This is a genomic window from Brucella sp., from assembly GCF_032066345.1.
GTDB lineage: Bacteria > Pseudomonadota > Alphaproteobacteria > Rhizobiales > Rhizobiaceae > Brucella > Brucella pseudogrignonensis.
On record NZ_DAMBKZ010000001.1, the window covers coordinates 366560 to 378267 of the forward strand.

Genomic DNA, 11708 nt, shown 5'->3' on the forward strand with positions numbered 1-11708 from the left:
CGCGCTAAAAGCCCCGCAGAATATGCCCCTGACTTTGTCAGGGCTGAATCACGGAGCGCATCCGTTGGGCCGAAGGCGGCACTTGGATGCGGCAGGCAAGCAAGCGAGGTACCACAATGGCAGAAGCAAGCGCCGCCGATCTATTCCCACTTGGCGAAGACAAAACCCCTTACCGCAAACTGACTTCCGATCATGTATCGGTCGATACGTTTAAGGGACAGGAAATTCTGAGCGTCGACGCTGAAGGGCTGCGCATCCTTTCGGAAGCTGCCTTTGCTGCCATCAATCACCTTCTGCGCCCAGGCCATTTGCAACAGCTCGCAAATATCATGAAGGACCCCGAAGCAACCGATAACGACCGCTTCGTGGCTTATGATCTCTTGAAGAACGCAAATATTGCAGCGGGCGGCGTTCTACCTATGTGTCAGGATACGGGCACAGCGATCATCATGGGCAAGAAGGGCCGTCGCGTCTGGACCGAAGGTGGCGATGCCGATGCTTTGGGTGCTGGCGTGCTCGATGCCTATAATAAGAAGAATCTACGCTATTCGCAGCTCGCTCCACTGTCGATGTTCGAGGAAAAGAACACCAAGAACAATCTGCCTGCGCAGATAGACATCTACGAAGAAGGCGAAGACGCCTACAAATTCCTGTTTGTTGCCAAGGGCGGCGGTTCGGCTAACAAGACGTTCCTGTTTCAAGGAACGCCATCGCTGTTGACGCATGACCGCATGATCGACTTCCTTAAGGATAAGATCCTCAGTCTCGGAACAGCCGCCTGCCCGCCTTATCATCTGGCGATTGTCATTGGTGGCACTTCGGCTGAAATGAACCTGAAGACGGTGAAGCTCGCTTCCACCCGCTATCTCGATGAGCTTCCAACCGAAGGCTCCGATAACGGCCATGCGTTCCGTGATCTGGAAATGGAAGCTGAAATCCACAAACTGACGCAGTCGCTCGGCGTTGGTGCGCAGTTTGGTGGCAAGTATTTCTGCCATGATGTGCGCGTTATCCGTCTGCCACGTCACGGCGCATCGCTGCCGATTGGCCTCGGTGTTTCCTGCTCGGCTGATCGTCAGGCCAAAGGAAAGATCACCAAGGAAGGTATTTTCCTAGAGCAGCTTGAAACCAATCCAGCACAATATATGCCGGAAATCGACGAAGAAAAGTTGTCGTCACATGTGGTCAAGATAGACCTCAATCAACCGATGGAAGACATTCTCAAGGAATTGTCGAAGCATCCGGTAAAGACGCAGCTTTCCTTGACCGGATCGATTATTGTTGCGCGCGATCTCGCGCATGCGAAAATCCGCGAACGTCTGGAAAACGGCGAAGCTATGCCGGATTATTTCAAGAACCATCCGATCTATTATGCAGGCCCGGCCAAGACACCAACCGGCTACGCATCTGGTTCGTTCGGCCCAACCACTGCTGGTCGTATGGATTCTTATGTCGATCAGTTCCAGTCGTTCGGTGGCTCGATGGTGATGCTGGCCAAGGGCAATCGTTCGCGTCAGGTTCGCGAAGCCTGTGGCACGCATGGCGGCTTCTATCTTGGCTCGATTGGTGGCCCAGCCGCTCGTCTTGCGCAAGACTGTATCAAGAAGGTCGAGGTTGTCGAATATCCAGAGCTAGGCATGGAAGCCATCTGGCGTATTGAAGTCGTCGACTTCCCAGCCTTTATCGTCATCGATGATAAGGGCAACGACTTCTTCAAGGAACTCAATCTCGGTTAAAGAATAAAGAGCGGCTTAAGCGCATCCCGAAAACTGTGCAGCGGTTTTCGGGATGCGCAAAAAATAAAGTCCGCCGTTTTCCTCATCGCGGATCGCGTTTCAGACCTTTTTCCGCAAGCTCGTCCAGATAAGTCTGCCAAAGCGTGTCTTTCTCGGTGCCCAGCTTATGAAGATAGGTCCATGAGAACAGCCCGGTATCGTGCATGTCGTCAAAGGTGATGCGGACGGCATAATTGCCAATCGGGTCCATGCGCATGATTTCGACTTCGCGCTTGCCACCGACCGTCACGCGTTGTTCAGGTGAATGCCCCTGCACTTCCGCTGAAGGTGACAGAACCCGCAAAAGTTCTGCAGTCAGCTCAAAACGTTCACCGCTTTCAAAAGCCACCGTCAAAAGCTTGCGATCCTTAGAGACCCGCAATTCGGTAGGCCAGACATCACTCATAATTGTTCTCCGTCATTCCAGCGGCGTTTCATTCTGCAATATATGACGGCTTGCATATAAATACTGCAGTAGCCGCTTCGAATTGCGTCAAATCAAAGAGATATTGATCTTTATCCATTATGAGAAGTGCCAAGGGTTCGATCTGTTTGATTAATGTGCTCTTGCTTGAAGCTGCTATACCAAGGTGTAAACTGGACAAAGCGCTTCGCGGAACCTATCTCTAGGACTAAGATGCAGACAGGCTCTGCAGCATGTGGAAACAATGGCTTACTCTATGCAACGTTCTCAAACACTGCCTGTTGTTTCCCCGACCGGACAAATGATTGATCCGTTCGGGCGTGCCATCACCTATTTGCGCGTTTCCGTTACAGACCGTTGCGATTTCCGCTGCACATACTGCATGGCGGAACACATGACTTTCCTGCCGAAAAAAGATCTGCTGACACTGGAAGAACTCGACCGCATCTGCAGCGCATTTATCGAGAAGGGCGTTCGTAAACTGCGTCTGACAGGCGGTGAACCGCTTGTTCGCAAGAATATCATGCATCTCATTCGCGAGCTTTCGCGGCATCTGAAGACAGGTGCGCTGGACGAGCTGACGCTAACTACCAATGGTTCACAGCTTGCGCGCTATGCCGACGAACTCGCAGATTGCGGCGTACGGCGCATCAATGTCTCTATGGACACGCTTGATCCTGAAAAATTTCGCACGATTACCCGCTGGGGCGATCTTAACCGCGTCATCGAAGGCATCGAGGCCGCGCAAAAGGCTGGCATTCGCGTCAAAATCAACGCGGTAGCACTCAAGAATTTCAATGAATTTGAAATTCCTGAACTGATCCGCTGGGCGCATGGCCGCGACATGGACATGACCCTGATCGAAACCATGCCGATGGGCGAAATCGAATTTGATCGTACCGATCAGTATCTCCCGCTTTCGCAGCTCCGCGACGACCTCGGCCAACAGTTCACCCTGTCCGATATCCCGTATCGCACCGGCGGCCCTGCCCGCTATGTCACGATTGCAGAAACGGGTGGGCGTCTCGGTTTCATCACGCCACTTACGCATAATTTCTGCGAGAGCTGCAATCGCGTGCGCCTCACCTGCACAGGTATGCTTTATATGTGCCTTGGCCAGAATGATGATGCAGACTTGCGTGCCGCAGTGCGTGCAAGTGAAGGTGACAGCGTTCTCAACGATGCGATTGACGAAGCCATTTCAAGAAAGCCCAAGGGCCACGATTTCATTATTGATCGCGACCATAATCGCCCGGCAGTCGCACGCCATATGAGCCTTACCGGCGGATAAATAATTTAGATGGATTTGCAACAAGTATAAATTGGACCGAATCCAAATGATACGATAGCGATATACAATCCTAAACCGGATTTCATATCGTGCCGCAGTCAGCAAACTTCCGTGCAAGTATTTTTATGCTTCTCGCTATGGGTACATTCACCATCGGCGATACTATGACGAAATATCTGCTGACCCAGATGAATAGCGGTCAGTATATGTTCATCCGGGGCATATTCGCGACAATTGCAATTGGCTTACTCGCCTGGCGCAACGGCGCCCTTCGCAACCTCTCTTTGGATTTAATGACCGTTCTTCGCGTTCTCGGCGAGGTTTTAGCGACAGTCACCTATATCTTTTCTCTTGGTCACCTTTCGCAGGCTTTCTGCTCTGCAGTTTTTCAGGCAACCCCTTTGGTCGTAACCCTTGGCGCTGTTCTTTTCCTCAACGAAAAAGTCGGCTGGCGGCGCTGGATGTGTATTTCCTTTGGCCTTGTGGGGGTTATCATCATCATCCGCCCCGGCACCGATAGTTCCGCCAGTCTCGCAGCCGTCGGAATTTTGCTATCCAGCGTTTGCTTCGCGGCTATGCGGGATATCGCAACGCGTCGCGTGCCAGCGCATGTCCCTACCCTTTATCTCTCAACGCTGACTGCTGGCGCCATAGCATTGACAGGCGGAGGGCTCATTCACCCGATGGGCGGATGGCAACCGGTTGGTATTGGACCAGTGCTGATTATGGCGCTGGCCGCCGGGCTATTGCTGGTAGGTTATCATTTTATCATCATGGCGATGCGTGAAGGCGAAATCTCTTTCGTATCGCCATTCCGTTATTCGAGCCTGTTATGGGCCATTTTGTTGAGCACCGTCGTTTTCAACGAAGCCCCGGACTCCTACACAATTGCCGGCTCAATCCTTGTCGTTGGCAGCGGTATCTATATGGTTTACCGCGAGAACATTCGCAAAAGACGCGAACAGAACAAGAGCACCTTGGCCACAACACCGACAGGAGTAGAGCCGTCGTGACACCAGACGGGATCAGACTTGCAGGGGTTATCATCGCAGGCGGCTTATCCAGCCGTATGCAGGAAGGTGGCATCGCAGGCGACAAGTTTCTCCTATCACTTGATTCCCAAACGATAATTGAACACGTCGCTTCAAGGCTTTCGCCACAGGTGAGCAACCCCTTTGTCAATGCGAATGGCGACCCTAACCGTCTAGCAAAGCTCAATACTCCAATTGTCTCAGATTTGCCCTCCGCTCATGGTGGGCCGCTTGTCGGTCTTCGAACAGCATTCGAATATGCATCTGGGTTCCCGTTTCTGTTGAGCGTCGCAGCTGACAGCCCCTTTCTTCCACTCGATCTTGCGACTCAACTTTGTGAAAGACAAAAGAAAACAGGGGCTTCTATCGTGCTGGCGAGTTCAGGCGGACGTGTTCATCCAATCTTCGGGCTATGGAAAACTGATTTGGCGCAGCCGCTCAATGACTGGTTGGCACAGGCTGAAAAAGCCAGTGTCTTTGCTTTCGCACGGCATATCGGTTTTGAAGAGGTAGAATTCCCTTTGGTACAACTTGCCAATGGCGAAACATTTGATCCGTTCTTCAACATCAACACACCAGACGATCTTGCTGAAGCAAAACGGCTGAATGAGGCTCTGAGATGACCCATAAACTATTCGGTATCACCGGCTGGAAAAACTCGGGCAAGACCACCATGACCGAACGGCTGGTTCAGGAACTGACCAAGCGCGGTTATAAAATTTCGACCGTGAAACACGCTCACCATAACTTCGATATTGATCACGTCGGTACGGATTCGTGGCGACACAGAAATGCCGGGGCTTCCGAAGTCGCCATAGTCTCATCAGCTCGCTACGCGATTATGCATGAAAACATGGGTGAAGAAGAACCTTCGCTACAAGCCATCGTTCGCAAGCTGGCCCCATGCGATCTCGTTTTGATCGAGGGCTATAAGCGCGAATCTCATAGGAAGATCGAGCTGAGGCGTAGCGGCGGGCATGATGGACCACCGCTTTCTGACGATGATCCGAGCATCGTTGCACTGGCCAGTGACCATCTCTCCAATGATGAAAGATTGCCCGTTTTCCATATCGATAAAATTGAAGAAATTGCCGATTTCATCGTAGAGCTGATGGAGCTTTGAGAATTTCCCCGTATAAACGTTAAACGATAGGGTAAAATTCTACCAAGCGCAGATATGGCACGGATATCCTTTTAAATCAGCCTTTTTGCATGCACAATTAAATTACTCTAGCCGTATTGCCATGACATGGAAAATGGTGGGAATATCAGATTACGGGCGGATGATTGGGCATAAGTGCGAAAAAATATTGCGCGTTGTCAGCTCTAGCATCTAATTGTAGACAACAAGGGATTCACTGTCAGAATTGCTACTTAAAGTTTAGAATGACAGTGTACCTTGAAGCGGCTGAACCAGAAGAATAATCAGGGAACCAGCCTTAACAAACGAGAGGACTTAGAATGCGCGTATTAAAGCGTATCGCCGCAGCAGCATCAGTTGCAGCACTTGCAATTACCATTGGCTCCATGACCGCAGGCACTGCGACCGCTCAGGAACCACTGAAGCTCAAGATCGGCACGGAAGGTGCGTATCCTCCGTTTAACTTTATCAAGCCAGATGGCACGCTGTCGGGCTTCGACGTCGATATCGCCAGAGCGCTCTGCGAAGAAATGAAGGCTGAATGCGAGTTCGTCACCCAGGAGTGGGACGGCGCTATTCCAGCCCTTCAGTCCGGCAAATTCGATGCCTTCATCGCATCCATGTCCATTACGGATGAGCGCAAGAAGCAGGTCGACTTCTCGAACAAGTATTACAACACACCTCCAGGTATCGCCGCACCTAAGGACACGGACATCAAGGGCGTGACCAAGGAAGATCTCGCTGGCAAGACGATTGGTGTTCAGGTTTCGACCACGCACGCAAACTATTCGGAAAAGACCTTCACCGACAGCACCATCAAGGCTTATCCGACAGCCGAAGAATATCGTCTTGATCTCGCGAACGGTCGCCTCGATGCCGTCAACGATGATAGCGTGACTTTGGCTGAATGGCTGAAGACGCCAGATGGCGCTTGCTGTAAGATGGTTGGCACCTTCCCTCCAGTGATCGAGATTCACGGTCCTGGTGCTGGCGTTGCCTTCAAAAAGGGTCGCCCTGAGCTGATTGAAAAGTTCAACGAAGCAATCAAAGCGATCCGCGCAAACGGTAAGTACAAGGAAGTCAACGACAAGTACTTTGATTTCGACGCTTACGGTGCAGAAAACTAAGATATTTTAACATCAAAACGCCGGTTTACTCCCAAGTAAGCCGGCGTAACTATTTGGGCTATAAAGAGAAACTTCAAAAGTTATCGGGCTTTGCTACTCGCAGACCTGAGAAGCCCTAGGAAGAGATTAGGCGCATGGAACACTACGCCACCTTGTTAAGTTTCGGTCCCGACGGTTGGGGGATGAGTATTGCCTGGGGCCTTCTGGTCACGATATCTTTGGCAATAGCAACTCTGCCAGTCGGCCTCGCGCTCGGATTTCTTGTTGCCTTGGGCAAACAATCACAAGAACCATCCATCCGACTCGCCAGCAATATCTACACCACCATTTTCCGCGGACTGCCTGAGCTTCTGACGCTCTTCCTGGTTTATTTTGGTGCATCTTTGGGCTTGCAGCGCCTACTTAGTCTGTTTGGCGTTGATGCAAATGTTGAAATCAATGCTTTTGCCGCCGGTATGGTGGCGCTTGGTTTCGTGTTTTCATCCTATTCGAGTGAAGTCTTCCTGTCCGCATTTCGTGCGATCCCGCGCGGTCAATATGAGGGCGGCTATGCTGTCGGTCTTTCCCATTGGCAGACCATGCGCAAAGTCGTGCTTCCACAGCTGATCCGTATCGCCCTTCCGGGTCTCGCCAATCTCTGGCTCGTTCTGCTGAAGGATACGTCTCTGGTATCCGTGATCACTTTGTCAGACATCTTGCGCCAGACTTCGATTGCAGCACGCGTTACGAAAGAGCCATTCCTGTTCTTCGGCGTGGCTTGTCTTCTCTATCTCGGCCTTGCGATCATTTCGTCCTACTTCATCAACCGCATCGCTCGTTGGGCTGATGCCGGCAACAATGCGTCGCGGGGTGCATGATCATGAGTGAGATCACATCACGAGGCGCAGCAGAAGTTCTCGCACCGCCGCCAGTCGTTAAAAGCTGGACAGGCATCCGCATCGCTGGCCACCTCATCGTAGCCTTCTGGGCTCTGCTTTTCGCAGGACTTGCCATTTATCTTTATAATACGTGGCGCATCGATCTTTTTGAAACCTATGCGCCGCGTTATTGGTCGGGTCTGCTGACGACGCTGCAACTGGTTGCAGTGTCTATCGTCATCGGTGCGCTGCTTTCCCTGCCAATTACCGCAGCGCGTATGTCCAATAATCGCTGGTTGCGTGGCATTGCGTTTGGCTATGTCTACTTCTTCCGCGGCACGCCACTGCTCGCGCAGACATTCTTGATCTATTACGGCTTCGGTACGTTCCGTCCGTTTCTTGAAAGCATTGGTCTCTGGGTGTTTTTCCGGGACGCTTGGAATTGCGCTATCCTCGCATTCTCGCTCAATACAGCTGCCTATCAGGCCGAAATTCTTCGCGGTGCGATTCAGAGTGTGGCTCTCGGGCAATGGGAAGGTGCAGCAGCGCTTGGTATTTCCAAACGCGTAACATTCTGGAAGGTCATTCTGCCTCAGGCACTGATCGTGGCTCTGCGTCCTTACGGCAATGAAATCATTCTGATGATTAAAGGTTCTGCGATTGTCTCGATCATCACGATCCTCGATCTGATGGGTGAAACGCGCCGTGCTTATTCGCGCACATTCGACTTCCAGACCTACCTCTGGGCGGCAGTTATTTATCTGCTGATCGTCGAGTGTTTGCGACATATATGGGATTTCATTGAACGGCGACTGACAAGACATTTGGTCCGCTAATCATCGAAACAAAAGAAAATTTATCGCCCCCGTTAGCCTTGCAGCTACCGGGGGCGATCTGCTTTAAATGCATACTTATTCAAATGCGCTGCCCGCGCGTTTTCATAGCAATGCGATAGGCTACATCATGCTGAAAATCTGGGGTCGAATTAATTCCACCAATGTAAGAAAAGCGCTTTGGGCGGCTGAAGAGCTTGGCCTTGAATATGAACAGGTCAACATTGGCGGTCCATTTGGCGGCTTACAGGATGCCGACTTTCTTGCGCTAAACCCCAACGGCCTCATTCCACTTCTACAGGATGGTGACACAACACTTTGGGAATCCAACGTCATTGTACGCTATCTTGCAGCTAGCCGCGCCAATGGCAGCTTATGGATCGAAAATCCTGCCAAGCGCGCCCAAGCTGAAAAGTGGATGGATTGGTCGTCGACCACCCTGTTTGGCGATTTCCGAGATGTGATGATGCATCTGATCCGTTTACCTGAAGACAAGCGCGATCCAGCGATTTTGCAGCGCGGCATTGAAGGCATGACTCGATCGCTCCAAATTGCGGAAGAAGCACTTGCCGTACAACCGTGGTTTTCCGGCGATAATTTCGGCATAGGTGATATTCCACTTGGTTGCTATGCCTATGCTTGGTTCGAATTACCCATCACACGCCCCTCAATGCCGCGCCTTGAAGGCTGGTATCAGCGTCTTACGCAGCGTGCAGCCTATCGCAAGGCAGTGATGACACCCCTCACCTAATCGATGTTTCTACGCATTCCCTCCGGAGGTATCTGACAATGACAGCAATTAAAGTGGCCTTCCTCGGCCTCGGCGTGATGGGCTATCCAATGGCTGGTCACCTGAAAACCAAGGGCGGCTACGACGTTACCGTTTATAATCGAACAAGTGCAAAAGCTTCCAAGTGGGCAGAACAGTTTGGTGGAAATCATGCGGCCACCCCGGCGGAAGCAGCTCGTGATGCAGATTTTGTTTTCAGCTGCGTGGGCAACGACGACGATCTGCGTGAAGTGACAACCGGGCCGAACGGCGCCTTTGCAACAATGAAAAAGAATGCCGTGTTCATCGATAACACGACAGCTTCAGCCGAAGTTGCACGCGAGCTTGACGCGGAAGCGCAAAAGCGCGGTTTTCACTTCATAGATGCGCCAGTTTCCGGCGGTCAAGCTGGAGCTGAAAACGGCGTCCTTACGGTTATGGTCGGCGCATCAGAGGCGGTCTTTGAAAAAGCAAAGCCGATCATTGAATCCTATGCGCGCTCGGTCGGGCTTATGGGGCCTGTTGGCTCTGGACAACTTGCCAAGATGGTCAATCAGATTTGCATCGCAGGTCTGGTGCAAGGACTGGCGGAAGGTATTCACTTTGGCAAAAAAGCTGGTCTCGATATCGAGAAACTGGTTGCCGTTATTTCCAAAGGAGCTGCAGGCTCCTGGCAGATGGAAAATCGTCATAACACGATGAACCAAGGCAAATATGAGTTTGGATTCGCCGTTGACTGGATGCGCAAGGATCTTGGGATTTGCCTTGAGGAAGCCAACCGCAACGGCGCGCTTCTTCCGGTAACAGCCCTTGTTGATCAGTTCTATAAGGAAGTGCAGAAGATCGGCGGCGGTCGCTGGGATACCTCCTCTCTGCTCGCTCGACTTGAGCAATAAGATACTAAGCTTGAAACAAAAAAGCCCGGCTCGAAGCCGGGCTTTTCATTGTGGTGTTCAGACGATCAGAACTTAACTTTGGCCGTCAGCGACAGACCGCCGACGAAATCATTACCAAACTCACCCTTCGAGCCGGTAGCGTTTGGCTTACCGTTCACGATGGTATCGTCCATTTCGCCCGACGTGAGCCAGCCAGCAGCGCCAGCGAGACGGATTTCAAAGTTTTCCGTTGCCTTGTAGTTTGTGCCCAGACCAAAGAGCCAGAGGTCGGTCTGCGATGTCAAACCGGTTGTCGTTCCGCGATCCCAGGTAACGGTTGCAGCAGCAGACCACTGTTCGTTGAACTTGTGACCAACACCGCCACTGACAGTCCAGCCATCCTGATAGTAGAGGTTCAGGTTTGTGATGTTCGTTCCCTTAGGAACAATTACACCAGGCGCCAGCTGAAGATTGGCAGAAGAGTCGAACGCAACAGTTTCAACACTCGACCAATCGGTCCACTTGACCGAACCGAATGCGAGCCAGTCAGGAGCAATACCCGTCTGGAACTTGAACTCTACAGACTGCGGCGTAGCAACATCACCTGCGACAGCGATTGGAAGCGAGCGCCCAGTGAGCGGGCTCAGAGCCAGGTTATCAATAGTGCCTTCCAGATTGTACTTGACTTCAGACTGATACACGACGCTTGCACGAATTGCGTATTCAGGAAGTTCGTAGGCAGCACCGATACGCCAGCCAAAAGCTTTATCTTCAACATCAAGCGAAGCGACACGGAACGTACCACCGAAAGCTGAACCCGGAGGGATCATACGGGTCTGCTCACCCTTCAGCTCCTGATAGCTAACGCCACCGAGAAGGCGGAAGTAACCCTTTTCCCCCGCATTGAACCGATAAGAACAGTTCAGGCCGTAATCGTTGGAGGAAATCTTCTGCTCGATAGCCGTAAACATACGAAGGTTGTCTGTACCTACATCCGTATGAATACCCCAAGGCTGACGGTACTGGGCCGCACAAGCGAGATCGTCAGTAAGATCAACCTTTGCCGAAAACTTCGGAACCCAATAGCTCTTGGCCTCATCGACGTCAGAGGAATAAGGACGACCGCTCAACGGGTTGATGTTGCCGGTTCTGTCGCCAATTGGACCACGAATGTTCTTCAGCTTACGCTGTGGCGAAACGAAAGTCCCCGTCGTGTCGATCACGGTTCCCTGCTCAAACAGGATATCAAAATCCTGCGAGCTACGTTCCAAACCGCCTGCATGTGCACTTACGGCACTCCCCAACAGACCGGCTGCGATTCCGACAGCTTTCATGCGCTGCAGTTTCATAAAGTGTCCTCCCAAACAGAATGCAATGAACTTCAGCAATTTACTTTGACGCAAACGTAAATCAGGAAGGATTCAGCCCGCAAGATAGATAAATTGGGAGAACAGCGAGTAGCGAAGATGTGTTTTAGCGAAAAGCACAAAATTAGCATGCTAATTGCGAATTCTTCTAAATTTCTTGGTTCTAACCTGCTTTAAAACGCCAATTCTAGCCACTTTTCGGCCCAAATCACGCCTTG

Annotated in this window: 12 protein-coding genes; 10 read left to right on the top strand and 2 right to left on the bottom strand. The window is 51.6% G+C overall.

The features are described 5' to 3' along the window. The first annotated feature begins 116 nt into the window (after positions 1 to 116). Positions 117 to 1736: a fumarate hydratase gene (locus RT142_RS02000; protein WP_313026944.1), complete on the top strand. Its 1620-nt coding sequence runs from the start codon at positions 117 to 119 to the stop codon at positions 1734 to 1736. A gap of 82 nt (positions 1737 to 1818) precedes the next feature. Here RT142_RS02000 and RT142_RS02005 read toward each other — a convergent pair whose 3' ends face one another. Beyond that, positions 1819 to 2181, bottom strand: coding sequence for a gamma-butyrobetaine hydroxylase-like domain-containing protein (locus RT142_RS02005; protein WP_064320546.1), 363 nt, complete (start codon positions 2179 to 2181; stop codon positions 1819 to 1821). 274 nt (positions 2182 to 2455) lie between these two features. Between RT142_RS02005 and moaA the strand changes: the two genes are divergently transcribed. The 9 genes from moaA (at position 2456) to RT142_RS02050 (ending at position 10144) form a co-directional block, all read left to right on the top strand. Next, positions 2456 to 3490: a GTP 3',8-cyclase MoaA gene (gene moaA, locus RT142_RS02010; RefSeq protein ID WP_079211824.1), complete on the top strand. Its 1035-nt coding sequence runs from the start codon at positions 2456 to 2458 to the stop codon at positions 3488 to 3490. Positions 3491 to 3615: 125 nt separating this feature from the next. After that, on the top strand, positions 3616 to 4503 hold the full coding sequence (locus RT142_RS02015) for a DMT family transporter (protein ID WP_051063913.1): 888 nt from the start codon (positions 3616 to 3618) through the stop codon (positions 4501 to 4503). Then, complete coding sequence (gene mobA, locus RT142_RS02020; RefSeq protein ID WP_112804835.1) at positions 4500 to 5144, top strand: molybdenum cofactor guanylyltransferase MobA; 645 nt, start codon at positions 4500 to 4502, stop codon at positions 5142 to 5144. Before RT142_RS02015 ends, mobA begins: the two co-directional genes overlap by 4 nt. Then, complete coding sequence (mobB, locus tag RT142_RS02025) at positions 5141 to 5644, top strand: molybdopterin-guanine dinucleotide biosynthesis protein B (protein WP_313026951.1); 504 nt, start codon at positions 5141 to 5143, stop codon at positions 5642 to 5644. The genes mobA and mobB overlap by 4 nt, the downstream gene beginning before the upstream one ends. A 338-nt stretch (positions 5645 to 5982) precedes the next feature. Next, positions 5983 to 6789: an ABC transporter substrate-binding protein gene (locus RT142_RS02030; RefSeq protein ID WP_007874831.1), complete on the top strand. Its 807-nt coding sequence runs from the start codon at positions 5983 to 5985 to the stop codon at positions 6787 to 6789. A 134-nt stretch (positions 6790 to 6923) separates the two neighbouring features. Next, positions 6924 to 7646, top strand: coding sequence for an ABC transporter permease (locus RT142_RS02035; protein WP_039859731.1), 723 nt, complete (start codon positions 6924 to 6926; stop codon positions 7644 to 7646). A gap of 2 nt (positions 7647 to 7648) precedes the next feature. Further along, a complete protein-coding gene (locus RT142_RS02040) occupies positions 7649 to 8482 on the top strand; it encodes an ABC transporter permease (RefSeq protein ID WP_007874829.1) in 834 nt (277 codons plus the stop codon). A gap of 127 nt (positions 8483 to 8609) precedes the next feature. Continuing rightward, positions 8610 to 9230 carry a glutathione S-transferase family protein gene (locus tag RT142_RS02045; protein ID WP_200635752.1) on the top strand — a complete coding sequence of 207 codons (621 nt, stop codon included), beginning with the start codon at positions 8610 to 8612 and terminating at the stop codon, positions 9228 to 9230. Positions 9231 to 9268: 38 nt separating this feature from the next. Further along, positions 9269 to 10144 (top strand): NAD(P)-dependent oxidoreductase, encoded by an 876-nt coding sequence (locus RT142_RS02050; RefSeq protein ID WP_064320542.1) that lies wholly within the window; start codon positions 9269 to 9271, stop codon positions 10142 to 10144. A 65-nt stretch (positions 10145 to 10209) separates the two neighbouring features. Here the strand turns inward: RT142_RS02050 and RT142_RS02055 are convergent, their stop codons facing one another. Next, positions 10210 to 11472, bottom strand: coding sequence for an OmpP1/FadL family transporter (locus RT142_RS02055; RefSeq protein WP_312470122.1), 1263 nt, complete (start codon positions 11470 to 11472; stop codon positions 10210 to 10212). Positions 11473 to 11708 lie beyond the last annotated feature (236 nt).

Coding starts and splice junctions, on each gene's coding strand:
- RT142_RS02000 (WP_313026944.1), top strand. CDS start 117: ATGGCAGAAGCAAGCGCCGCCGATCTATTCCCACTTGGCGAAGACAAA.
- RT142_RS02005 (WP_064320546.1), bottom strand. CDS start 2,181: ATGAGTGATGTCTGGCCTACCGAATTGCGGGTCTCTAAGGATCGCAAG.
- moaA (WP_079211824.1), top strand. CDS start 2,456: ATGCAACGTTCTCAAACACTGCCTGTTGTTTCCCCGACCGGACAAATG.
- RT142_RS02015 (WP_051063913.1), top strand. CDS start 3,616: ATGCTTCTCGCTATGGGTACATTCACCATCGGCGATACTATGACGAAA.
- mobB (WP_313026951.1), top strand. CDS start 5,141: ATGACCCATAAACTATTCGGTATCACCGGCTGGAAAAACTCGGGCAAG.
- RT142_RS02030 (WP_007874831.1), top strand. CDS start 5,983: ATGCGCGTATTAAAGCGTATCGCCGCAGCAGCATCAGTTGCAGCACTT.
- RT142_RS02035 (WP_039859731.1), top strand. CDS start 6,924: ATGGAACACTACGCCACCTTGTTAAGTTTCGGTCCCGACGGTTGGGGG.
- RT142_RS02040 (WP_007874829.1), top strand. CDS start 7,649: ATGAGTGAGATCACATCACGAGGCGCAGCAGAAGTTCTCGCACCGCCG.
- RT142_RS02045 (WP_200635752.1), top strand. CDS start 8,610: ATGCTGAAAATCTGGGGTCGAATTAATTCCACCAATGTAAGAAAAGCG.
- RT142_RS02050 (WP_064320542.1), top strand. CDS start 9,269: ATGACAGCAATTAAAGTGGCCTTCCTCGGCCTCGGCGTGATGGGCTAT.
- RT142_RS02055 (WP_312470122.1), bottom strand. CDS start 11,472: ATGAAACTGCAGCGCATGAAAGCTGTCGGAATCGCAGCCGGTCTGTTG.